Here is a 25,521-nt window from a genome sequence, read left to right on the forward strand (position 1 = left end):
AACGGCCTATTTTATTTTAGTAGTAAATCAAGGAGTTTTCACACTGGGGAGTAGTTCTGTGTAAAAAGGTGGCCTTGGCTATGGCTGGCTCCTCTAAACCAAGGTACACTGTACCTTCGTCTGTCGGCCCTGGTCGTTTTTTGGGCGATGCAAAAAATGAACAGACCCGAACTCTTGGGTAGTTTACACTAACTATTTCTGTTTCACACAAAACTCTTGAGAAGGATTTCTTTTTACTAACTACTAACTACTGACTACTGACTACTGATCACTCTTTACTAATTTGTTTCCCCATTTCCAATAGCTTCAACATGGTCCTATGGTTTCTTGTAGTAGCGCTTACCTTCAGTTTATTTTCGAAAAAATTATTATCACATTTTGTTTTTCCATAACCTAGATTACAGCTGAGGTAGACGCAGTTTGTGGCAATCGTGAACTGTTCATTGGGAAACTGTTCTTGTTGTAGACTTTTGATCAATTCCCTTTTGGGAGTTTCTTGCAGCAGCACATAATACCATTTTTTCGATTCCGATTCATCCAGTGCCCTAAATGGGCATTGTTTAATGATTTCTTCCAGTTCGGGCAAGGTCTTGGCGAGTACGGGGACATCAAAGCCAAAAGTCTGGAGTATGCCCTCTTTGATGATTTGGGCAACTTCGGCAGACTTGGGCAAAGCGCTTTTTAGAACAATATTACCGCTTTGTATATAGGTGCTTACCTCAGAAAATCCCAATGCTTCCAACATCGCCTTTAACTGAAGCATCTTAATTATTTTTTGGCCACTTACATTGATTCCCCTAAGCAGAACAATATAATTTGTCATCTATGTCCTTTTTAAATGCATCGGTATAAAAATAACAATATTTTAGAAGGTACATATTCCGGAATTGGTGGAATAACTTATATGTTTTTCCAAAACGGCAAAAAACACTATTGTTGAAATGTATTGGGTTTGGTTATTAATTTTTCAAATTTAGTGCCTATATTTTGTTATCTTGATACCCATTTAAAATTTATCCCACCCATATGGAAAAATATATACTGGCGCTGGACCAAGGTACAACGAGTTCTAGATCCGTTGTTTTTGATAAAAAGGGTAACATCGTTTCGGTGGCCCAAAAAGAATTTACACAGTATTTTCCGAAACCTGGTTGGGTAGAGCACGATCCCTTGGAAATTTGGTCTTCCCAGGTGAGTACGGCAGCAGAGGCCACCACCAAACAAGGGATTTACGGAGCGGATATTGCAGCAATCGGGATCACAAACCAAAGGGAAACGGTAGTAGTATGGGATAGAAAGACCGGGAAGCCCGTGTATAATGCCATTGTTTGGCAGGATAAGAGGACTTCCAACTATTGTGATGAATTAAAGAGCCAAGGAAAATCCAAGCTGATAAGGGAGAAAACGGGCTTGGTGATCGACTCCTATTTTTCAGGTACCAAAGTAAAATGGATCTTGGACAATGTGGAAGGGGCCAGGAAAAAGGCCGAAGCAGGTGAGCTGGTCATGGGCACCATAGATTCGTGGTTAATTTGGAATATGACCAAAGGTGAACTGCACATCACCGATGTTACCAATGCCTCCAGAACATTGCTTTTTAATATAAATACCTTGGAATGGGATGATGAGTTGTTGGAGCTTTTTACTATTCCAAAGAGCATGTTGCCACAGGTAAAGCAGTCCAGTGAACTCTATGGCAACACCAATCCCAATTTCTTTGCAAGCAAAATACCTATTGCCGGAATCGCAGGTGATCAACAGGCGGCACTATTTGGACAAATGTGTACCAAGCCTGGAATGGTCAAAAATACGTATGGTACCGGTTGCTTTATGTTAATGAACATTGGAGAAAAGCCTATTGTTTCTGAAAATAATCTGCTGACCACGGTGGCATGGACCATTAAGGGCAAAACCCACTATGCCTTGGAAGGAAGTATTTTTATTGCGGGTGCGGTGGTACAATGGTTGAGGGATAGCTTGAAAATTATTAAGAGGTCGGAAGATGTAGAAAAACTGGCTGCTTCTGTAGACAGTACGGAAGGGGTCTATTTGGTGCCTGCTTTTGCAGGTTTGGGCGCGCCCTACTGGAACCAACATGCCAAAGGAAGTATTTTTGGACTTACCAGGGGCAGTACGGATGCCCATATAGCAAGGGCCGCTTTGGAATCCATTGCGTTTCAGACCATGGATGTCTTAAAGGCAATGGAGGCGGATTCCAAAATTTCTATAAAAGAATTAAGGGTCGATGGGGGAGCTACCGTCAACAATTTGCTGATGCAGTTTCAGGCCGATGTGCTCAATACCTCCACCGTACGTCCAAAAGTGATAGAGACTACGGTTATGGGGGCGGCTTATTTGGCCGGTTTGGCGGTCGGATTCTGGGAAAGTCTGGAAGAGATTCAGGAAATATGGCAAGTTGATGCCAATTTTGATCCCACCACGGAAAGAAAGGAAATAGAACAAAATATTAAAGGCTGGTACAGGGCCATTGATGCCGTAGAATACTGGTCCAAACTAGGAGAATAATTATTAAACCAACCAACTATGACTCCATTTATTGCTGAAATTATCGGCACTTTTTTCCTGATCCTTTTAGGGGGCGGGGTTGTTGCCAACGTAATCCTGAACAAAACAAAATCCAACGATGCGGGCTGGATGGTCATTACCACCGCTTGGGGGCTGGCCGTATATGTTGGGGTGGCAGTGGCCGCACCCTATAGCGGGGCACATTTAAATCCGGCCGTTAGTATAGGCCTAGCCATGGCCGAAAGGTTTGAATGGGCTTCGGTCCCCATGTATGTGCTGGGACAATTTATAGGGGCCATGTTGGGCGCTTTGATCGTTTGGCTATTCTACAAAGATCATTTTGATGCCACAGAGGACCAGGATACCAAAAAAGCGGTATTTTGTACTGCTCCGGCCATTAGAAACCCCATTAATAACCTATTTAGTGAAGTGGTGGGCACCTTTACCTTGGTATTTGTAGTGCTATATTTTACGGATGCCACCATAACAGATACGGAAACGGTTATAGGACTAGGGTCTTTGGGTGCCCTACCCGTTGCGTTTTTGGTGTGGGGAATTGGGCTTTCCTTGGGAGGTACCACAGGCTATGCCATTAATCCGGCAAGGGATCTGGGACCCCGAATAATGCATGCTATAATGCCCATTAAAGGCAAGGGCGGCAGCGATTGGGGTTACGCATGGATTCCTATTGTAGGTCCTATTATTGGAGCGTTATTGGCCGCTTTGCTGATGATATTGTTGAGTTAGCCCTGTATTATGGTTTGGCAATGGCCTGGGCGGCGATATAGGCCCCGGTCCAGGCATTTTGAAAGTTGAACCCGCCCGTAATGGCATCTACGTTTATCACTTCTCCGGCAAAATAAAGCCCGGGGTGAATTTTACTTTCATAGGTCTTGAAATTTATTTCCTTTAAGTCTACGCCCCCGGCAGTGACAAACTCCTCCTTAAACGTACTTTTTCCATCTACCCTAAACGTGGAACCCGTTAACTGTTTCGCCAAGTTTTGTAGTTGAATTTTGGAAATATCGGCCCATTTATCGGTGTCCGAAATTTGCGCTGCCTTTACCAGACTGCCCCATAAGCGTTTCGGCAAATCGAATGCTTTGGTGCGCAGAATGGTTTTCCTTCCTTCAATCTCCTTTATTTGTTGAAGTTGTCTTAATAGCCCCTCTTCATGATAGGCAGGTAGCCAGTTTATTTTTATTGAAAAATTATAATTCAACTCGTTCAATATCCGTGCCCCCCAGGCAGATAACCTTAAAATGCCCGGACCGCTCATTCCCCAATGTGTAATTAATAAGGGGCCTTCAGATTCTAGATCGGAGGACTGTATGGAATATTTTTTTAAGGCCGCCTTAAATTTTCCGTTGTTGACCTTGGAGGGAATTATCTGGATATTGGCATTGGTACTTACCCCTTGTATACCGGTAATTCGTTCATCCTTAATATTAAATGTGAAAAGAGAAGGTACGGGCGCTATAATTGTATGCCCCATTTGCCTTAATAATTCCCATATTTTAGGATTGCTACCGGTTGCGACCAATATTTTTTTGGCCTGGTAGGTGTTTCGGATTGTTTTGATTGCCCAAGAGTAATCCCCCTTTGCCGTATTTCCGTCCAGTGTTGTTATCCCAATAATGGAACTGTTCTTAAGGACCTTGATACCCAAGCGGTCCGTTTCCTGAAGAAAGCAGTCTATAATGGTTTGGGATGAATTGGTAGCGGGAAACATGCGTCCATCCGCTTCAATATTCAATTGTATGCCCCTTTTTTCAAAAAAGGCCATGGTGTCACCGCTACAATAGGTGTGAAACGGTCCAACAAGTTCCCGCTCCCCCCTGGGGTAATTTTTGGAAATTTCTTTGGGGTCAAATTCGGCATGGGCAACGTTGCAACGGCCCCCACCGGAAACCTTTACCTTGGTAAGTACCTCTTTGCCACGTTCCAGGATGGCTATCTTTAACTTGGGGTTGCGTTCTGCTATGTGTATGGCCCCATAGAAACCTGCGGCACCTCCTCCTAAAACTATTACATCGAACATTAATTAATGCGTTCTGGATAATTGGTGATGATGCCATCCACTCCCAATCTCTCTACAGCCTCTATTTCTTCGGGCTCATTTACCGTCCAAGGATAAATTTTAAACCCGGCCTTTTTTATTTCGTTCACGTTCTCCAAGGTCAGGTCTTCAAAATAGGGGTTTATAGCCACGGCATCTAATTCATTTCCAATTTCCAAAGCATTCAACGGATCGCCATATACAAGAATGGCAATGGGCACATCGGCATTCAGCGTACGCATGGTCTTAAGTTCATCCCATCTAAAGCTGGAAATTATAAATTTATCCATAGACCAACCCTTTTCCTTTATATAGTAGTTCATGATAAAATTAACTCTATCAGCAGTGTTGGCACCTTTGAGTTCTATATTCAACTGTACTTTTTTATCTATAAGGTTTAGGACCTCCTGTAGCGTCGGAATTTTATGATCGCCGATCAAGGTTAGTTTCTGTAGGTCTTCAAAATTATAATCCTCTATTTTTCCAACGCTGTCCGTTAGTCTTTCCACTTCCTCATCGTGGAACACTACGGTTTCTCCACTTTTTATTTTAAACACATCAATTTCTATCATGTCTACACCCAGATCCATTGCCTTTTGAATAGACGCCAAGGTGTTTTCCGTTTCATGCCCCATGGCACCTCTATGGCCAATAACCAAGGGTTTATTCATATTGTCACAACTTATAATTAATAGAAATAGGAAGAAAGATCCAACTAACGATGATGTTTTCATAAAGCGATGCTATATATCTAATTTAAACTTAAAATTAAGGATTCCAAGGGTTGTATATCAATTCTTATATGCCCAATTTCGTTTTCTACAAACAGGGACAATTCTTTTTCCTTGAACAATTCGTCCTTCATCTGATAGGTGCTATCCTGTAGCCCCCATTCCCTGATAATTTCCCTCGGCAATTTTAGATCGAACCCAAAGGTCTGACCAGCATCAAAATTAGAAATAATTATGAGTTTTTCGTTCTCAGACCATCTAACAAAGGATAAAACCCTATGATTATAATATTCTGTATGATCTTTGTTATAAAAATGAATATCCTTGTATTTTCCCATTAAAGCGCTACTGTTAATGGTGAAATTGAGCAAGTTCCTGTAAAATGTCCTTAGCTCTTTTTCTTTTGGGGACAATTGCCCTCCATCAAATTTTTTGTTGTTTACCCAGCGTTGAAAATGGGGCACCCCAACATAATCAAAGATGGAGGTTCTACTTGGGGATCCAAATCCAGGACTTTCGGCGGCCGGTTCCCCTACTTCCTGCCCAAAGTAGATCATGGTAGGCGAGGTGCTTATGGTTGCCGAAACCACCATACCGGGTTTGGCTTTTTCTGCATTTCCCAAAAATTCGGGACAGGCAATACGCTGCTCGTCATGATTCTCCAGAAAATGTAGCATTTGGTGCTCAATATCCATGAGTCCGTTTTGGACTACCGGAATATGGTCTGTCCAGCCGTGTCCCTGCATGATATGTTTTAAGGAGTCATAAAACTCTACCTTGTCATAGAGATAGTCCATTTTTCCCTTAAAGATATAATCCCTGTATAGCTGTGGGTTATATACTTCTGCCATTAAAAATGCATCCGGTTTTTTCATTTTTATGGACGAATTCATAAAACTCCAGAATTCTACAGGAACCATTTCGGCCATATCATAACGAAATCCGTCCACTCCTTCGTCCAACCAGAACAGGGCAATATCCCTAAATTTTATCCAGGAATCCGGAACTACTTGGTTTTTCCAGAATTCAAAATGTTCAGTAAAGTTTTTATGGCCAAAATCTTCAGGCAGGCTTGCGAAATCCCTATGTCCGTCCGGACTAATTCCGTAATTGATCTTTACGGTCTCATACCAATCATTAAAATCGGGTTTGGACAAACGGGAACCATTTCCAGTCCATTTTGCAGGGGTTTCGGAAAATTTGCCATTGGCCAAGTTGATGTTCTCCCCTCCCAAAGGTTGGTAGCCATTCCGCCAATCCGGGACCATAAAAGATTCCCCCGGATTGTAATAAAAATTATTGTCCCTGTCGTAGACCACATTGGTATTGTCATTAGCACCAAAATCCACTACCCCTTCAGGGTTGTTCTTGCCTTCGTATTTTCTGGCAATATGGTTGGGAACTATATCTATGATTACTTTTAGGCCTGCCTTATGGCTCCTGGCCAACAGTTCCTTGAATTCCAAATTCCTATTGTGGGGATCATTGGCTAGATCGGGGTTAACGCTGTAATAATCCTTAACGGCATAGGGCGAACCCGCCCGGCCCTTAACAATATCCGGATCGTCATTGGAGATGCCGTATGCTGTATAGTCCCTTATAAGGGCATGGTGGGGTATACCTGTATACCAAATATGGCTCACCCCCAGATCTTTTATTTCCTTTAATGCTTTTTGAGTAAAGTCACTTAATTTGCCCACCCCATTTTCCTCAATGGTCCCCCAAGGTTTATTGGTGGTATTGGTATTCCCGAACAATCTGGTAAATACTTGATAAACTACTGCTTTTCCAATTTCAGTGGTCTTTTTCATTTTGTGCTTTCTTTTCGAAACAAAAAGCCTAACTATGTGCCGTTTAGCTTTTCAGTGCAATAATGATACTTGTTTTTGGAATTAGGGTCAAATTTTTCAAAAATTTTATTTTGGGAGCGACTTTCAACCCAATTATTTCAAGTTTTTTCAAAAAACAATCCCGAATTTATATTTTTTATACGCTTTGTTTTGATAGGAGCTAAAACTTAGTTGACTAGGGAATAGGTTTTCTGCCCGGCAGTTAAAACCACGCGTTTTCCGTTTACCCTAATGGACATTTCGTCTGTGCCTTCAAGGTCAAATGTGGTTTCGTTTTCCGTAACCTTTACCTTCAGGATTCTATTCCTGAAATTTACCTTGAAGGAATAGGATTTCCATTGTTTAGGTATTCTTGGGCTAAAGGACAGTTTATCGTCCAATATTCGCATACCTCCAAAACCTTCCACTATGCTCATCCAGGTACCGGCCATGGAGGTAATATGCAGTCCTTCCTTTACTTCCTTATTGTAATCGTCCAAATCCAATCTGGAAGTTCGGAGGTAAAAGGCATATGCTTGTTCCATTCTGTTCAGCTTTGCAGCCTGAATACTGTGCACACATGGGGATAATGAAGATTCATGTACGGTAAAAGGTTCGTAAAAATCGAAATGCTTTTCCAGTTCTTCCGTAGTAAAATGGTCTTCAAAGAAATAAAATCCCTGTAGGGTATCTGCCTGTTTAATGTAAGGGGATCTTAAAATTCTGTCCCAACTCCATTTTTGGTTGATAGGTCGCTCTTTTTGGTTTAATTCCTTGACAGGGATAAGTTCCTTGTCCAAAAAGCCATCCTGCTGTAAATAAATGCCCAATTTTTCATCGAAGGGGAAGTACATTTTTTTGGCCACCTTGGCCCAGGCCTCCGTCTCTTTTTCTGTAAGCTTGGTTACTCCTATAATTCTGTGATAATCATCCGGGTAGCCATCCTTTACTTTTTGTAGTTCTTGAATGGTATAGTTAATGCACCATTTGGCAATATAATTGGTGTAAAAGTTATTGTTTACATTGTTCTCGTATTCATTGGGACCCGTGACCCCAAGAATTACGTATTTGTTCTTTTGGGTAGAAAATGTAGCTCTTTGATGCCAAAAGCGGGCAATCCCTATCAAAACCTCCAACCCCATTTCCGGGATATAGGTGTAATCGCTTGTAAAACGGTAATAATTGTAAATGGCAAAAGCTATGGCGCCATTACGATGTATTTCCTCGAAGGTTATTTCCCATTCGTTATGGCATTCCTCCCCGTTCATAGTAACCATGGGATATAGGGCCGCTCCGTTTACAAAACCTAATTTTTGGGCATTTTCAATGGCCTTTTCCAAATGGTTGTACCTATAGGTCAATAGGTTTCTTGCCACTTTCTTATTTTTGGTGGCCATATAAAAGGGAATACAGTAGGCCTCGGTGTCCCAATAGGTGCTTCCACCGTATTTTTCCCCAGTAAATCCCTTAGGACCAATATTGAGCCTGGAATCCTTGCCCAGATAAGTTTGGTTTAAATGAAAAATATTGAAGCGAATTCCCTGTTGTGCCTTTACATCGCCCTCAATAGTAATGTCGCTCATTTCCCAGATTTTCGCCCAAGATTTCTTTTGCAACTCCAAAAGGGACTCAAAACCTATTTCAGTAACCTTTTGTAAAACTTTTTTGGCAGCCGATATAAGTTCCTTGGGTTTGTGATTCGTAGAAACCGTATATCCGCCAAATTTTACTAGTGTAAGGGTGTCTCCTTTTTTAATGTTTTGTTTAAACTGATGTACTGCGGTGGTTTCGGATAATGCCTCCAGCGGTTTTTCCAATACCAATTCATTATTATGGTATAGTCTGGATTCCATAAATGTACAGGTAGCGAAGTTGGTCTTCATGGTGTGGGCCTCTATAAAGGCTTGGGAGCCATCGGTTGTAACCCCTGTGGTGTTCCAAAATTGGTCGTCCCAATTGGTGTCCTCATTGGTAATTCCACTATCAAGATAGGGATGAAAGGCCAAAGCGCTGTCTTGGTTTATCGTCTTAATTTGGTATTTAATGGCACCTGCTTCATCATGGTCCAAACTAAGGAAGCGGGTAATCTTTACTTCTATAATGGTGTCATTGGGCAGGGTAGCCTTAAAGCTACGGGTATACCACCCTTCCCGCATGTTTAATTCCCTGCGGAAATCCTCTACATTTTTACAGGTATTCAGGTCTAATGTCTCTCCGTTGACAAGAACATTGATCCCGATCCAATTGGGAGCGTTCAATACCTTGGCAAAGTATTCCGGATAGCCGTTTTTCCACCAACCTACTCGTGTTTTATCAGGGTAATACACACCTCCTATATAACTTCCTTGAAAAGTGGGGCCAGTATATTTTTCTTCAAAATTGGCGCGTTGCCCCATGGCACCGTTTCCAAGACTGAATAAACTTTCCGAGGATTTTACCCTTTCTTTTTCAAATCCTTCTTCTATGATAGACCAGTTATCGGGCTTTATATAATCTTGATTCATTGTGTTAGTGTTTCACGGTTATCGCAATGGGGTTTAATAATCAATGTCAGGTTCCAAATAGAAAGACACCAAATTAATTAATTATTGTGAATGTTCGTCACGGAGTTAAACCTATTAATTTGTTAAGGAATTGATTATCGATTTCAGTGAAATTTGCAAACACAAATTTTGCCTCCGCAAGCACTTTATCGTCCCCAATGCCTATGCTCAGCATTCCCGCATTGTTGGCGGCCTCTATTCCGGCAACTGCATCCTCAAAGACAATGCAATCCTTTGGAGGAACCCCCAATTGTTTTGCGGCTATCAAAAAAACTTCGGGATCGGGCTTGGCCTTGGCTACGTGGGTTCCGTCCACAATGACATCAAAATAATCCATTAATTTTACTTTTTCCAAAATTGGACGGGCATTTTTGCTGGCGGACCCTAAGGCTATCGGCATGTTGTGCTTTTTAAGAAACTGCAGCACCTTTAGTACGTCTGGCAAAATTTCCGATTCATCCATTTCTTCTATAAGCGACAAATAATCCTCATTCTTCTCCACCAACCATCTACTGAACTGTTCTTGCGATGCCTTAACGTTCCCAATTTCAAGGAGAATTTCCAGGCATCTTTTGCGACTTACCCCTTTAAATAGTTCGTTTTGCTCTTGGGTAAATTCAAATCCCAATTCATTGGCCAATTTTCGCCAGGCCAGATAATGATATTTGGCGGTATCCACAATAACACCGTCCAAATCAAAAATAAATCCAGTTTTATTCATCGGTTTAAGATATTAATAAATATTTTGACGGCCAGTAAAAAGAAGTGTTTGTTGTTGGGGAAACGACCATGTACTGGCTGTATCTTGGGGACAGAGGGCCATATGGCCAGTTTTTGCAAGGTAATTGAATAATTTTGGCCTTGATACTTCGTATTATGGTTCTTAATTAACGGTTGATCCGCGCTCTATCAGGGTAGGTTCCAAAACCCTTGTTACATAGGTTTCTTCCTCCATATCGTTTTCTACCTTGTCTATAAGTATTTCTGCCGCTATTTCTCCCATTTCTTCACCGTGCTGGGCAATGGCGGTTAATCCGGGGGATGCATATTTGGACAGAAGCCCATCTGTAAAGCCAATAAAGGAAATATCCTTAGGAATTTTTAAGCCTTTACTTTGTACGTAGCGCATACTGTGAATGGCAAATATTTCATTAACACTCAACACGGCGTCCACAGTTTCCCTTTCAAAAAAATCTTCAATCAGGTTCTCATTGATTTCCATGGAAGGAAATTTTAAAATAAGATCTTCATTATAGTCCATGCCATTGTCCAACAATGCTTCCTTATAGCCGGCAGCTCTTTCCCTGCTTACACTTATATAGTCCTCTGAAGTAATTAGGGCTATTCTTTTCCTGCCGTCCTTTATGAATTTTGTTACCGCGTTATAAGCACCTTTTTTATCATTGATGATTACCTTGTCGCATTTTATATCTTCCGCAACACGATCAAATAATACTAAAGGTATGCCCTGTTCGGTAACTTCCTTTAAATGGTTGTAGTCGTTTTTCAATTGGGTGCCGGAGGAAAGCGCCATAATAAACCCGTCTATACTTCCGTTGGCAAGCAACTCCATATTAATGACTTCCTTGTCGAAAGATTCATCGGAGACACAGACAATGACATTGTATCCTTTGGCATTGGCGTATTTTTCAATCCCCCTAAAAACAGTGGTAAAAAAGTGATGCACTATATCCGGAATTATAACCCCAATATTTTTGGTTCGCTTGTTTTTTAGACTGATAGCAATATTGTTGGGCTTGTAATTGTAAAGTTTGGCAAAAGCCTGGACCTTCTCTTTAGTGTCCGATCCAATTTCCTCGCTGTTTTTCAATGCTTTGGAAACTGTAGAAATGGAAACCCCTAATTCCCTAGCAATATGTTTGAGGGTGATTTTTCTTTTCAAAGGTCAAATTTTTTTCAAGTGAATATACTATTAAAAATATTAAGGCATTCACAATGCTTTGGCGCAAATTGGAATATTAATTTACAAGATGTAAAAATAGTATATTCAGATAAGGAGTGAAATCTATTTTAAATAATTGTTTAAATAGTACATATATTTGTCAAAATACCATTGAAATAAAAAATGATGTATATTCGTACAATATTTAACATTTCTGAAATCAAAAAAAAGACAGTGATAGGTTGTTGGCCCTGTGTTTATGGTCACGAAAGACCGAAATTTTACGAAAACGTTTTAGTTAAATTTTTAGCGTTAAAAATAGAAATATAACAATAAATGGAGATAATATTATTTATCTTCGATATTGGAACGTGAAATTTTATGAATTATTAAACTCAATTATTAATTAACTCAATTACAACTTTCAATTATTTAACTCAATTAAAACTAACAATGTATGAAGCTTAAATTACTTAAAAGCTTTTTGCTATTTGGAACATTTTTATGTTTTGGATTAGCATCGGCTCAAGAAGTATCAGGTACGGTATCTGATGCTAGTGGCCCCTTACCGGGAGCCAGTGTCGTGGTAAAAGGAACTACCAATGGCGCTCAAACAGATTTTGATGGGAATTTTGTCATTAGTGATGTGGATGCAAGTTCCACCCTTGTTTTTAGCTATATCGGTTATAAAACACAGGAGGTGGTAGTAGGTAACCAGACCACTATCAATATTATGATGGAAGAAGATGCACAGGCATTGGCAGAGGTAGTAATCATTGGTTATGGTACTACTACTGTAAAGGATGCTACCGGTGCTGTTTCCGCAGTAACTTCCGAGGATTTTAACGGAGGGGTTATTTCATCTCCCGAACAATTAATTCAAGGTAAAACCGCTGGGGTGCAGATTTCCCAAGGAAGTGGTGAACCGGGTTCTGGTGTTGCCATCAGGATAAGGGGTACTTCTTCGGTTAGGTCCAATAATGATCCCTTATTTGTGGTAGATGGTGTTCCTCTTCCTTCTGGAGGTAGTTCTTCTGAAGGTACGGATATAGGTGTAGGATCTAGTTCTGCTAGAAACCCACTTAGCTTTTTGAACCCAAATGATATTGAAAGCATGAGTATCTTAAAGGATGCGTCTTCAACGGCCATTTACGGTTCCAGAGGTGCCAATGGGGTAGTTATCATTACCACCAAGAGTGGTAAAGGTGGTGCACAGGGAGGTACTTGGGAGTTTTCTTCCGATCTAAGTTTTTCATCACCGGCCAATGATTTTGATTTATTGAATAGGAGCGAATTCCTAGCTGCTGTTTCTGCCTTTGGTGGAACTGCAACAGATTTGGGCAATGATACGGACTGGCAATCATTGGTTACCAGAAATTCGTCTTCGACCAATAACAACCTTGCCTACTCCCAAAATTATGGTTCGGGTAATGTAAGGGCTACTTTTAATTATGGTAAACAATTCGGGATAGTGCCAAAATCCTCTCAGGAGAGGGTAACGGGAAGAGTTAATCTTTCCCAAAGACTATTCGAGGATAAGTTAAGGTTGGATTTGCAAACAACCCTTTCACGGGTAAATGACGAGGCACCACCGTTAAGTGGTAGTGCAGGGTCTACTGGGGATATGTTGGGTGCCGCTTATTCCGCCAATCCTACTTGGCCGGCCAGCAGCTCTTTCAACCCAGGGGATAGAATCAACCCATTAAACCTGTTGGAGAACTGGCAAAGTTTAACCTATACCGATCGTTTTCTGGTCAATTTTTCGGCCTCTTATGATATTGTGGAAGATTTAACAGCCAAGGCTACTGTAGGTTATGACAAATCCAATTCTACGCGTGAAGCTGAATTGGGCAGTAAATCCTTTAATGTAGGCCGTGGTGCAGGTGGTAACGGTAGGGGTACCATAAACGACCTTGATTTGGAAAACAGGTTGTTGGAATTGACCTTGTCATACAAAAAAGAGTTCGATAATTCGGTATTGGATGTTTTAGGAGGTTTCTCGTATCAGGATTTTAATACCAAAGGAAGAAATGTTGAAGGTTGGGGTTATTCCACAACCAATTTAAATTCTATGGCCAGGAATTTGACCGATGCGGCCAGCAAGATTGAATCCATGATCACAGGCTCTTATCAACAATATGGTTATGCTTCTGGAGGTGATGCCGATCTTTTTGTGAACAGACTTTTTCCAGATCCAGACACAGACTTTTTGGGAGAGGTAACTATTCCGGTAAAATCTATTTTCACCAATACCTTTGACAATACGGATGAGTTACAATCCTTTTTTGCCAGGGCCAATTATAGTATAGCAAGTAAGTATTTGTTTACTGCAACGGTAAGGGCGGATGGTTCTTCCCGTTTCGGTGAAAACAACCGATATGGTATTTTCCCTTCCGCAGCTTTTGCTTGGAAAATTAATGAAGAAGATTTTATGGGCGACGCCATGTCTACCTTAAAACTTAGGTTGAGCTATGGTATTACAGGAAACCAGGATGGTTTGGGATATGGCCGTTTCGTAAGAAGGGAACGATATTCCACTACTATCAATGGTGATCCAAATATTAGTGATGGTGGAGACGTTAACGTGCCTGGTATTTCTACAGTGGAATTTGCCAACCCCGATCTAAAATGGGAGGAAACTACCCAATATAACGTAGGTCTGGATTTTGGGTTTGCCAATGATCGCTTTAGCGGTTCGGTAGATGTGTATCGTAAGGAAACAAGGGATTTACTGCTTAATATAGAAGCAGCCCAACCTTCCCCACAACCTACCTTCTTCCAAAACTTGGATGCGGTTGTGTTGAATCAAGGAGCTGAATTTTCCCTTAATTATGACATTTTACAAGGAGAAGACTATGGTTGGACCGCCGGTTTTAACGTGGCCTACAACAAAAATGAAATTACGGATTTCGATGGGGAGATTGCAGCGGGAACCATTCGCGGTGCTGGTCTATCCAACGCATTCGCACAACGTCTGGCCTCTGGACAGCCTTTGTATTCCTTTTATTTAAGGGAGTTTACGGGCTTCGATGCTAACGGTAACCCTGTACATGAGGGTGGTGTGGATAACCAACAGTTTGTGGGTAAAAGTGCATTACCAGATTTCACAGGAGGTTTTTCAACCTCGGCCAATTATAAAAACTGGTCGGCCTCCATGTATTTCAATGGTCAGTTTGGAAACTATATCTACAACAATACGGCCAACGCCTTTTTTACCGGAGGTGCTATTGGTAGTGGTAATAATGTAACACAGAATGTGGTGGAATTGGCAGGACAGGAAGGCAGATTTGCCGAAGCTTCGGTTTCTACTAGATTCTTGGAAAAAGGAGATTTTGTAAGATTGCAAACTGCATCCATTTCCTATGACGTTCCATTAAAAGAAGGCTTGTTCAAGTCTATGAGGCTTAGTCTTACCGGTCAGAACCTTTTTGTGATTACGGATTATTCCGGTCTTGATCCAGAGGTTAGTGTGGCACCGGCCAGTGCAGCCCTTTTAAATGGTTTGCCTATAGCGGGTATAGACTATAGCGCCTTTCCAAGACCAAGAACATACACATTAGGATTTAACGTAACTTTTTAATCATAGCATTATGAACATACAAAAATATATGAAACCCGTTTTCGGCTCCATATTTGTATTGGTAGGCCTTGTTGGCTGTACCAATCTGGAGATAGAAGAAACGGATTCGATCATAAGTACAGCAACCGATGGCGGCTTTACACCAGTGGCCAATCCGGCTTCGTCCCTTAGTGACCTTTACAACAAAGTGGGGGGCGATTTTGCAACTCAGGAAACCATGTACGCCATGTCCGAAGTTACTACGGATGAGCTGTTGATACCAACCCGTGGAACTGACTGGGGCGATAATGGGATATGGAGACAGTTGCATACCCATACCTGGACCCCTGCGCATTTATTTATTAAAAATGCATGGAACAATTTAAATCAGAATGTATTTAGGGCTTCCGAGATTATAGAAAGTAATCCGGATGCGGCAGTTTTGGCTGAAGCAAAATATCTAAGAGCCTTCAATATGTTTTTTCTGATGGACTTTTTTGGTTCCGTACCCTTTAGGGAAGTGGATGAAGGTCCAGAAGTTAACCCAAGAGTGTTGACCAGAAGTGAGGCTTTTAGCTTTGTGGAGTCCGATTTGTTGGCAGCATTGCCGGGATTGCCCGATGGTAGTCCAGGAACCGCCAACACAGGAACTGCTACAAAGGCGGCGGCAAATTTTCTTTTGGCCAAAATATACCTTAATTCCCATATCTATAATGGCGGTGCTGTTGAGGACGCCAATATGCAAAAAGTAATAGACGCTGTGGACGATATAGCGGCTTTGGGATTTGGAATAGAAACGGGGTATTTTCAAATATTCGAATCCTCGGATGATAACGAGACCATTTTCTTTCTGAATAGCGATATTGGGGCAAGGATATGGAATAGTATGCATTACAATATGAACTCTCCCGATAATACCGGTGGTGGCTGGAACGGTTTTTCCACCCTTGCTGAATTCTATGACTCTTTTGAAGGTGATCCCAACTCCAATTATGTGGGCGATGGCCAAGAAGAAAGAAGAGGTTGGGTACCCGATGCTTCCAATGCCGACAATGTTAACTTAGGTCTTGGATATGGCTTTTTAATCAATCAGCAGTACAATGAAGACGGTACTAAATTGAAAAATAGACAGGGAGGCGATCTAATATTGAAAAAGGAATTGACTTCCTTGGTAGGAAATGGAGAAGCTGATGGGATCAGAATTCTTAAGTACCATCCAAATGATGGGGGTGAAATTAACTCTTTTAGAAAGCACCAGATTCTTTTTAGATATTCCGATGCCCATTTGATGAAGGCCGAGGCCATGATGCGTATGGGAGAAGATATTACTTCAATGGTCAATGAATTGCGACAAGCTAGGACCAATACGCCGGATTTGTCCAATGTTACAGAAGATGTATTATTGGCAGAACGCGGAAGGGAGCTTTATATAGAATTCTGGAGAAGGAACGATTTGGTACGATTTGATAAATTTACCGCTCCTTGGGGTCTTAAGGAGGTAAGTGGAGATCCTAATTTAAATCTATTCCCCATACCGGAAACCGCATTGCTTTCCAACCCTAATTTGGTTCAGAACCCAGGGTACTAAAAATTTAGTTTGGTTATATATTAAAAGAGGGCTGTTCACTGAACAGCCCTCTTTTTTATTTGATATAGGTGTTTGGTGCTATAGCGAAGAATTATTTAGCAAAATAAATATATATCCCTACTACTATTACACATATGGCAATCCCTACATGGTTTACATATTTATAAGGTTCAATGGAAACTTGTTTGGTGTATTCCAATTCAAAGGCTTCTTTTCTAGGGTAAAATTTGCCTATAAGAAGCATTATCGCGGCATTGGTCACAAACAAAATAGCCATAATGTGCAAAAAGTGTGGATAGGCATCGGCCTCTATTAATTTCAATGCGGCAGAGTCCGTAATGCCAGAGGCCTTGGCCGATTCCAGGGCACTGTCAACAAATTTCCCCTTAAGGATAAACTGACTTATAATATATAATAATGATCCTGAAAAAATGCCTATTTTGGCAGCTATGGCAGGTACTCTCTTGGTTAAATAGCCTACTACAATAATGGTGAATATAGGAATACTATATATTCCGTTTATCTCCTGTAAGTAATTGAACAGACTACCCGCATTGGCGATCATTGGTGCAATGAACATGGCGGCCAGTGCCAAGCAGATACCAAATATCTTTCCGTATTTAACCACTGTTTTTTCTGGGGCTTCTTTATTAATATGCTGTTTGTAGATATCTATTCCGAACAAGGTTACCGAACTGTTGAGCACACTGTTAAAGGAACTTAAAATGGCCCCGAACAAGACAGCTGCAAAAAATCCAACCAAAGGTTTTGGCAATACCGCACGTACCAATTCTGGATAGGCAAGGTCACTTGACGCCAAACCACCATCAAAATAATAATAGGCGATCATACCTGGCAATACCAAAATTAAGGGTCCAAGAATCTTTAGAAAGGAAGCCAACAAAAGCCCTTTTTGACCCTCGGCCAAATTTTTGGCTCCCAAGGCCCTTTGTATAATTTGTTGGTTGGTACCCCAATAGAAAAGCTGTACCAGCATCATTCCTGTGAAAATTGTAGAAAATGGTACTTCCTGTCCGGCTTCACCGGTAGAGTCGAATCGTGCGGCATCCGAAGTAATTAAATTATCTAGACCGGTAAACATATTTCCGTCACCTATGGCCATCAATCCAAAAATGGGTATTAAGATTCCCCCAACAATGAGTCCGACCGCGTTAATACTATCTGAAACTGCAACAGCCTTGAGTCCACCAAAAACCGCGTAAATAGATCCAATGACCCCAATTCCCCAAATGCACAACACCAAAGCGGTTTTGTCCGAAACCCCCAAAAGTTCGGGAACATTGAACATACCGCTGATCGCTACGGATCCGGAATATAGGATTACGGGCAAAAGTACTACCACATAACCTGTTAAAAAGAGACCAGAGGTAATAGTTTTAGTAGTTACATCAAATCTTTTCGCCAAAAATTGTGGAATTGTGGTAAGTCCACCCTTTAAATACCTGGGCAACAGAAAAACGGCGGTAACTACCATGGCAATTGCAGCCAGGGTCTCCCAGGCCATTACCGATAAACCATCTGTATAGGCACTTCCGTTAAGGCCTACTATTTGTTCCGTGGAAAGGTTTGTTAAAAGTAAAGACCCTGCAATTACTCCGGCGGTAAGGCTTCTACCTCCCAAGAAATAACCGTCAGAGGAAGTTTCATCAGTTTTTCGGGTAGCTAGGTAGGCAATAAGTGCCACTAAAAGGGTGAAGCCTACGAAAGAAAGAATTCCTAACATTATAAAATCGAGTTTAATTGATTGTTGGGCTAAATATATTGGATTATTTATAATATATGGCATGTATATTCACTTTATCACAAAATGCACTTTTTGGGCATATCAAAATACTATCGGCTAAGGGTAAAAAAATATCAATTATTAACACTGCCTACACCTGTAATTTATTGAACTTTAGTTATCTTGGCCTTAATTTTTAAAGGGTGGTTTTTTTCCTTTGAATACCAGCTTCCGTAACGATCTTAAATCTTTTACATGGAGGACCAAAATGGCCAAGTATTTTAGGGAGTTTACCTTTCCTGACAGGCCGGAAATAATATTGGCAATATGGGTTGAAATTAAAAATAGTATGTAGTAGTAAAGTGCATTTATTGCATTTTAAAGCTGTCTCAAAAAATAATCACAAAAATATATGGGGAAACTTATTATAAGGGAAAGCCTTATTTTAATTGGAGTGCTATTGTTGGGATCTTGTTCCCAAAAAAAACAAGTGGATACAGTGGGAGAACCAAAGGAGGAAGCTTTATTCTCTTTATTGGCATCGGAAAAAACAGGGATCGACTTTGTAAACAAGGTGGTAAACCAGAAAAACTTTAATATTTTTAAGTATAGAAATTTCTACAATGGCGGTGGAGTGGCGATTGGCGATATCAATAACGATGGCCTTCCCGATATCTATCTTACCGGGAATATGGTTCCCAATAAACTTTATTTGAACAAAGGAGGTCTCCAATTTGAGGATATTTCCGAGAAAGCCGGGGTGCAGGGAAATAAACCTTGGTCTACCGGAGTAACCATGGTAGATATTAATAATGATGGTTTGTTGGATCTGTATGTAAGTAATGCAGGTAACATGGAGGGTAATAACCATGACAATGACCTTTACATAAATAATGGGGATCTTACTTTTACCGAGATGGCAGCTGAATATAATTTGGCCAAAACCGGTTTTTCTACCCATGCCACATTTTTTGACTACGATAAGGACGGCGATCTTGATGCCTACATTTTAAATAACAGTAATGTGCCTGTAAGTAGTCTGGGTTACGCGGAACAGCGCGAGGTAAGGGCCCAAGATTGGGCAGGAGTCCCAGATATCTTCAAAGGTGTGGGTGATATGCTTCTAAGAAATGACAACGGCAAGTTTGTGGATGTTAGCGAAAAGGCCGGTATTTATGGTAGTTTAATAGGCTTTGGACTTGGAGTAATGGTCAGTGATATCAATGGAGACCTGTATCCGGATATCTATGTTTCAAATGATTTTTATGAGAGGGATTATCTCTATATCAATCAAAAGGATGGCACTTTTAAGGAGGAAATTGAAGAATGGACCTCCCATTTAAGTTTATCTGCAATGGGAATTGATATGGCCGATATAAACAATGATGGCTATGCGGATATCTTTATTACGGACATGCTCCCAGAAGGTGACCAAAGGGTAAAATCGGTAATGGAGTTTGAAGGCTACAACGTTTTTAAATTAAAGCAAAGCAAGGATTTTTACCAACAGTACATACAAAACACCTTGCAAATGAATAACGGAAATAATACGTTTTCCGAGGTGGCCTATTATAGCGGTGTTGCCAAAACCGATTGGAGTTGGGCCGGACTTTTGTTCGATATGGACAATGATGGTTTAAAGGATATTTACATTACCAATGGTATAAATCACGATTTAACGGATTTGGATTTTGTTGACTTCTTTGCCAACGAAATTATCCAGGAAATGGCACTCACAGGAGAGAAACAATCCATAGATTCCATCATAGCCAAAATGCCCATAGCTCCCCAACCTAACTATGCCTATAGGAACAAAGGGGATATTACGTTTTCCAATGAAACCGAAAATTGGGGCTTGGACTTGCCCAGTATGTCCAATGGAGCGGCTTACGGTGACCTAGATAATGATGGGGATCTGGATATTGTGGTGAATAATGTAAATATGGAAGCTTTTGTATATGAGAACCATAGCGAAAAAAAGTCCGGAAACAATTATCTCAAATTAAAATTTGAGGGCAAGGATGGGAACAGATTTGCTATTGGTACCACGGTAAAGCTTTATTTTGACAATCAGGTAATAGTTCAGGAGTTGATGCCTTCTCGGGGGTTTCAATCATCCGTAGACTATATAATGACGATTGGTTTGGGAAAAAATACCGCTATTGATTCCCTACGGGTAATTTGGCCGGACGACAGCACCCAAAAATTCAACAATATTAAAACCAATCAGTTCCTGACCCTTAAAAATTCCGAGGCACAGGAAATATTTATTCCCAATAATAAAAGTATTACCAACCCACTGCTTAAAGAATTGAGCAATTCCAAGCTGTTGGTGCACAAAGAGAATAATTACAATGACTTTGATTACGAAGGGCTGATCTCTAAAATGCTCTCCCAAGATGGACCAGCTTTGGCTGTGGCCGACGTTAATGGGGATGGTAATGAGGATATATTTATAGGAGGTGGGGCAAATCAGGCCGGGGTACTCTATCTTCATAAAGGCAATGGAAAATTAACGGCCACCCTTCAAAAGGCTTTTGAGAAGGATATGGCACTGGAGGACACCGCCGCAGCCTTTTTGGATGTAGATAATGATGGGGATATGGACCTTATGGTAGGCAACGGGGGAAATCAGGTAGGAGATGAGAAACTCTATAGGGCAAGACTCTATATTAATAATGGTCAAGGGGGGTTTGAAGCTTCATCTGAAATTTTGCCGAGTACCTTTAAGAATATATCCGTGATTGCACCCCAAGATTTTGATAATGACGGGGATATGGACGTATTTATAGGGTCTAGGAGTGTTGTAGGGAATTACGGTCTGGATCCGGACCATTTGTTCCTTGAAAATAAGGGAGACGGTACTTTTGCGGATGCTACGGAACGGCTGGCTTACGATACCAAACAGGCAGGCATGGTAACGGATGCCATCTGGGTGGATATGGATGGTGATAAAAAGAAAGATTTAATAACCGTGGCAGATTGGGGAAGGCCGGTGATCTATAAAAACTCTGGCAAGAGAATGTCTAAGATGAATACGGCCTTGGACAGTTTAACCGGTTGGTGGAATGTAGTGAGTGCAGAAGACTTGGACAATGATGGCGACTATGATTTGATTTTGGGAAATCAAGGGAATAATGTGCCTTATTCCTGCTCTAGGGAAAACCCTATGAAATTATGGGTCAACGATTTTGACAATAATGGGACCATAGAGCAGATTACCACTCGCAATTTTCAGGGGAAGGACTACCCCATTCATCAAAAGAAAGAATTGACTACCCAAATGGTGGCCTTGAAAAAACAAAACCTCAAAGCTTCGGAATATGCTAAAAGAACGATCGGGGAATTATTCTCCGGCGAAACTTTTGACAAATCAATAGTAAAGGAGGGCACCATACAGGAATCGGTAATTGCCATTAATGAAGGAGGAGGACAGTTTACCATAAAAAAATTACCTGGGCGCGTACAATTGTCCTGCGTCTGTGGAATTACCTGTGCCGATGTTAACGGCGATGGTTATTTAGACCTTATTATGGGAGGTAATAATTTTGAATTCAAACCTCAATATTCACGCCTGGATGCCAATTTTGGGAGTATACTTTTGGGAAATGAAAAATTGGACTTTGAATGGCAAAATTATGATGAAAGCGGGTTTTTAATAAAAGAGGAAGTGAAGCACATTGAACGGTTTCAGGACAGCAAAGGAAAACGGTTCGTAATTGCTGCCATTAATGATAACAAACCAAAAGTTTTTGCACTGGATGAGTAGATGTAGCTTATGTGTTTTATTCGCAGTGGTTCTCTTGGGCTGTGGGCCCAAGGAAGGTGAGGTTTTTAGGAACCCATCGCCAAGCGAAACGGGGATCGACTTTCAGAATACCGTTACGGAATCGGATGATTTGAATATTCTGGATTATCTCTATTTCTACAATGGAGGTGGAGTTGCTATTGGGGATATTAATGGGGACGGACTGCCAGATGTTTTTCTTTCCGGGAACCAAGTTGAAAATAGATTATACCTTAATGAGGGAAACCTTAAGTTTAGGGATATTACGGAAACAGCCGGTATTGCCGGGAAAAGCACCTGGAATACGGGTGCCATAATGGGAGATATCAATGGGGACGGACTTTTAGATATCTACGTCTGTGCCGTAGTGGGCATTAATGGTTTTAATGGACAAAATGAGCTGTTTATAAATAATGGCGACAATACTTTTACGGAAAGCGCTGCAGAATTTGGACTCGATTTTGATACCTACAGTAGCTCCGCGGCCTTGTTGGACTATGATATGGATGGGGATTTGGATATGTACCTGCTCAACCATGCCGTACATACGCAGGAATCATATGGAAAGGCAGAAGTTCGGCAGAAGAGAAATATTCAATCCGGGGACAGGTTATTGCGCAATGATGGGGGCATTTTTGAAGATGTTAGTGAAGAAGCGGGCATTTATGGTGGCGCAAATGGATACGGACTGGGTATTGCAGTAGCCGATTTTAATCAGGATGGATATCCGGATATCTATGTTGGGAACGATTTTCACGAGGACGATTATTATTATATCAACAACGGCAATGGCACATTTTCCGAACAATTGCGGAGCTATTTTGGACATACTACCAAATTTTCCATGGGGAATGACGTAGCCGACATTAACCATGATGGTTGGCCAGATCTTATTTCTTTGGACATGCTTCCAGAGGATGAAAAAGTGCTTAAGTCATCAGAGGGGGATGACCTTACCCAGACCCAAATTTTGAGGGTGGCCCGTTTTGGGTACCATTACCAATATTCCAGGAATATGTTGTTTGTGAACCAGCAAAATGCGCCCTATTCCGAAACGGCGATACAGAGTGGAATTGCCGCAACGGATTGGAGTTGGAGTGCACTTTTTGGCGATTATGACCAAGATGGGGAACAGGATATCTTTATTTCAAACGGAATTCCCAAGAGGCCCAATGACCTCGACTTTATAAAATTCGCTTCGGACGAACAAATTAAAAACAAGCTTAACAATACCAAACTTGTAGACCAGCAAGCCATTAATATGATGCCTTCCGGCGTGACACATAATTATGTTTTTAAAGGCGGGGATGACATGAAGTATCAGGATATGTCCGGAAAATGGACTGTAAAGGATACTTTGATTTCCGGGGCAACGGCCATGGCAGATTTGGACAATGATGGAGATCTTGACCTTATAACGAATACCCTTAACAGTCCAGCGACATTGTATATCAACAAAACGGACACCAAAGCCAATTATTTAAAACTCAGGTTTAATTATACTGAAAAGAATAAATTTGGTATAGGCACCAAAGTTTTTGCCTATCTAAATGGGCAACTGCAGTACAAGGAACTGTATACTGTAAGGGGGTTCCAAGCCTCTTCCGAACCCATGGTGCATTTTGGTTTTGGAAAACAGGAGAAGATAGACTCCATAAAAATTGTTTGGCCCAATAGGACCTTTCAGGTCTTGAGGGAGGTGCCTACCAATCAGACCTTGGAAATTTCCCCAGATAATGCAGAACCCTTCAACTACAGTTCCCTGAGACCGAAACCCAAAAGGATCTTTAAAAAGGTAGAAAGTAACCTGGGTATAGATTTTGCACATGAGGAAGACAATTATCTGGATATCAACAGACAAAAATTGATCCCCTATCAAATATCGGATCGCGGTCCGGCATTGGCCATTGGGGATCTGAACGGTGATGGCAAACAGGATCTATTCTTTGGAGGCTCCAAATATATTCCCTCCAGAATATTTCTTCAAGGCGATACTACCTATCTGGAAAAGAGAATGGATAATATTGCCATTGACTCCATAAAGGAAGATATTACGGCGATTATAGCGGACCTGAACAAAGACGGGATGGCCGACCTTGTAATAGGAACCGGAGGCGGGGATTTTTATAATGAAATGCCACCCTTAACCGATAGTTATTACCTTCAGAATACGAGTGGTTTTGAAAGAGGTGAACTGCCGGAATATTTTGAAAATGCAGCGGTAATACGGGAAAGTGATTTTGACAATGATGGGGACTTGGATTTATTTATTGGCAATAATGCCATAACCAACGATTTTGGCAATATCCCCAATTCCTTTTTGTTAAGGAATGACCAAGGTAAGTTTACCGTTGTAGAAAATAAGGTACTGCAAATGGCAGGGATGGTCACGGATGCCGTCTGGTCCGATTTTGACAATGACGGGGTATTGGATTTAATAGTGGTAGGGGAGTGGATGTCGCCGAAATTCTTTAAGAATAACAAGGGGCAATTAATGGAAGTTTCACCTTTGGACCGCCCTTATAACGGACTCTGGGAATGTATAATCCCCTTTGATATAGATAAGGACGGAGATATGGATTATCTGCTGGGAAACTGGGGGAGCAACACCAAATTTAAAGCATCGGATAAATATCCAATGAAAATGTTCTATTCGGATTTTGACCAGAACGGAAGTACCGAGACCATTGTGGCCATAGAAAAAAATGGTAAATATTACCCTCTTGAAGGATTGGATGAACTATCCACCCAAATGGTAGGGCTTAGAAAGAAATTTTTGACCTATAAGTCCTTTGCAGGGAAACCTATAGAGGGAATTATAGATGAAAATTCCCTTAAGAACAGTACCATTCTCGAAGTAAATACCCTAGAATCCGGTTATTTGGAGAATAATGGCGGGAAATATTCATTTGTTCCTTTCAAATCGGAATTACAGGTTGCTCCAATTAGGGCATTTTTAGAGTATGACTTTGATAAGGACGGGAATACGGAAATCCTGGCAGCAGGTAACTATTTTGGGATTAAACCATATCACGGTAGGTTGGATTCCTTTTCAGGAGCACTGATAAAGGATAAAAATGATGTAATTTTGGGTAACAGATTGGGTCTGGAATTGGAGCTTAAGTCTGTGAGACACTTGAATATAATAGATTTAAATGGTAAGACCTACCTGTTGGTTACCTATAATAATGACAAGGCCCAAGTGTATGGGTTGGGCGAATAAAAAGGTAAATTGGATTAACACATCCTCTT

14 protein-coding genes are annotated in these 25,521 nt (G+C 41.1%); 6 read left to right on the plus strand and 8 right to left on the minus strand.

Annotation, left to right across the window (positions count from 1 at the left end; all coding sequences use genetic code 11):
• Positions 1-268: 268 nt before the first annotated feature.
• Positions 269-823, minus strand: coding sequence for a DUF1697 domain-containing protein (locus tag BUA60_RS04945; RefSeq protein WP_072860577.1), 555 nt, complete (start codon positions 821-823; stop codon positions 269-271).
• 203 nt (positions 824-1,026) lie between these two features.
• Here BUA60_RS04945 and glpK point away from each other — a divergent pair, with 203 nt between their 5' ends.
• Positions 1,027-2,526, plus strand: coding sequence for a glycerol kinase GlpK (glpK, locus tag BUA60_RS04950; RefSeq protein WP_072860578.1), 1,500 nt, complete (start codon positions 1,027-1,029; stop codon positions 2,524-2,526).
• A gap of 18 nt (positions 2,527-2,544) precedes the next feature.
• Entirely contained in the window at positions 2,545-3,273 is a 729-nt protein-coding gene (locus tag BUA60_RS04955; protein ID WP_072860579.1) for an MIP/aquaporin family protein, read from the plus strand.
• A 7-nt stretch (positions 3,274-3,280) separates the two neighbouring features.
• On the opposite strand, the gene BUA60_RS04960 is transcribed toward BUA60_RS04955, so the two are convergent.
• From BUA60_RS04960 to BUA60_RS04985, 6 genes are all read right to left on the minus strand, one after another.
• Entirely contained in the window at positions 3,281-4,567 is a 1,287-nt protein-coding gene (locus BUA60_RS04960) for a BaiN/RdsA family NAD(P)/FAD-dependent oxidoreductase (protein ID WP_072860580.1), read from the minus strand.
• A complete protein-coding gene (locus tag BUA60_RS04965) occupies positions 4,567-5,256 on the minus strand; it encodes a glycerophosphodiester phosphodiesterase (protein WP_245802495.1) in 690 nt (229 codons plus the stop codon). Before BUA60_RS04965 ends, BUA60_RS04960 begins: the two co-directional genes overlap by 1 nt.
• 80 nt (positions 5,257-5,336) lie before the next feature.
• Positions 5,337-7,127: an alpha-amylase family protein gene (locus BUA60_RS04970; RefSeq protein ID WP_072860582.1), complete on the minus strand. Its 1,791-nt coding sequence runs from the start codon at positions 7,125-7,127 to the stop codon at positions 5,337-5,339.
• A 206-nt stretch (positions 7,128-7,333) separates the two neighbouring features.
• Positions 7,334-9,649: a glycoside hydrolase family 65 protein gene (locus BUA60_RS04975; protein ID WP_072860583.1), complete on the minus strand. Its 2,316-nt coding sequence runs from the start codon at positions 9,647-9,649 to the stop codon at positions 7,334-7,336.
• A 97-nt stretch (positions 9,650-9,746) separates the two neighbouring features.
• On the minus strand, positions 9,747-10,409 hold the full coding sequence (pgmB, locus tag BUA60_RS04980) for a beta-phosphoglucomutase (protein WP_072860584.1): 663 nt from the start codon (positions 10,407-10,409) through the stop codon (positions 9,747-9,749).
• Positions 10,410-10,571: 162 nt separating this feature from the next.
• Positions 10,572-11,591: a LacI family DNA-binding transcriptional regulator gene (locus BUA60_RS04985; protein WP_072860585.1), complete on the minus strand. Its 1,020-nt coding sequence runs from the start codon at positions 11,589-11,591 to the stop codon at positions 10,572-10,574.
• Positions 11,592-12,048: 457 nt separating this feature from the next.
• Between BUA60_RS04985 and BUA60_RS04990 the strand changes: the two genes are divergently transcribed.
• Complete coding sequence (locus tag BUA60_RS04990) at positions 12,049-15,171, plus strand: SusC/RagA family TonB-linked outer membrane protein (RefSeq protein WP_072860586.1); 3,123 nt, start codon at positions 12,049-12,051, stop codon at positions 15,169-15,171.
• Between the two features lie 10 nt (positions 15,172-15,181).
• Entirely contained in the window at positions 15,182-16,738 is a 1,557-nt protein-coding gene (locus tag BUA60_RS04995; protein ID WP_084532478.1) for a RagB/SusD family nutrient uptake outer membrane protein, read from the plus strand.
• A gap of 91 nt (positions 16,739-16,829) precedes the next feature.
• Here the strand turns inward: BUA60_RS04995 and BUA60_RS05000 are convergent, their stop codons facing one another.
• Entirely contained in the window at positions 16,830-18,482 is a 1,653-nt protein-coding gene (locus BUA60_RS05000; RefSeq protein WP_072860869.1) for a solute:sodium symporter family transporter, read from the minus strand.
• Positions 18,483-18,894: 412 nt separating this feature from the next.
• On the opposite strand from BUA60_RS05000, the gene BUA60_RS05005 reads away from it, so the two are divergent.
• The gene (locus BUA60_RS05005) at positions 18,895-22,251 is read left to right on the plus strand and encodes a VCBS repeat-containing protein (RefSeq protein WP_072860587.1); all 3,357 of its coding nucleotides are present in this window, start codon (positions 18,895-18,897) and stop codon (positions 22,249-22,251) included.
• On the plus strand, positions 22,244-25,492 hold the full coding sequence (locus BUA60_RS05010; protein ID WP_072860588.1) for a VCBS repeat-containing protein: 3,249 nt from the start codon (positions 22,244-22,246) through the stop codon (positions 25,490-25,492). The genes BUA60_RS05005 and BUA60_RS05010 overlap by 8 nt, the downstream gene beginning before the upstream one ends.
• The last annotated feature ends 29 nt before the right edge of the window (positions 25,493-25,521 follow it).

This window comes from Arenibacter palladensis (assembly GCF_900129275.1).
Classification (GTDB): domain Bacteria; phylum Bacteroidota; class Bacteroidia; order Flavobacteriales; family Flavobacteriaceae; genus Arenibacter; species Arenibacter palladensis.

Coding starts and splice junctions, on each gene's coding strand:
- BUA60_RS04965 (WP_245802495.1), bottom strand. CDS start 5,256: ATGAATAAACCCTTGGTTATTGGCCATAGAGGTGCCATGGGGCATGAA.
- BUA60_RS04975 (WP_072860583.1), bottom strand. CDS start 9,649: ATGAATCAAGATTATATAAAGCCCGATAACTGGTCTATCATAGAAGAA.
- BUA60_RS04970 (WP_072860582.1), bottom strand. CDS start 7,127: ATGAAAAAGACCACTGAAATTGGAAAAGCAGTAGTTTATCAAGTATTT.
- BUA60_RS05010 (WP_072860588.1), top strand. CDS start 22,244: ATGAGTAGATGTAGCTTATGTGTTTTATTCGCAGTGGTTCTCTTGGGC.
- pgmB (WP_072860584.1), bottom strand. CDS start 10,409: ATGAATAAAACTGGATTTATTTTTGATTTGGACGGTGTTATTGTGGAT.
- BUA60_RS05005 (WP_072860587.1), top strand. CDS start 18,895: ATGGGGAAACTTATTATAAGGGAAAGCCTTATTTTAATTGGAGTGCTA.
- BUA60_RS04990 (WP_072860586.1), top strand. CDS start 12,049: ATGAAGCTTAAATTACTTAAAAGCTTTTTGCTATTTGGAACATTTTTA.
- BUA60_RS04995 (WP_084532478.1), top strand. CDS start 15,182: ATGAACATACAAAAATATATGAAACCCGTTTTCGGCTCCATATTTGTA.
- BUA60_RS05000 (WP_072860869.1), bottom strand. CDS start 18,482: ATGTTAGGAATTCTTTCTTTCGTAGGCTTCACCCTTTTAGTGGCACTT.
- glpK (WP_072860578.1), top strand. CDS start 1,027: ATGGAAAAATATATACTGGCGCTGGACCAAGGTACAACGAGTTCTAGA.
- BUA60_RS04955 (WP_072860579.1), top strand. CDS start 2,545: ATGACTCCATTTATTGCTGAAATTATCGGCACTTTTTTCCTGATCCTT.
- BUA60_RS04945 (WP_072860577.1), bottom strand. CDS start 823: ATGACAAATTATATTGTTCTGCTTAGGGGAATCAATGTAAGTGGCCAA.
- BUA60_RS04960 (WP_072860580.1), bottom strand. CDS start 4,567: ATGTTCGATGTAATAGTTTTAGGAGGAGGTGCCGCAGGTTTCTATGGG.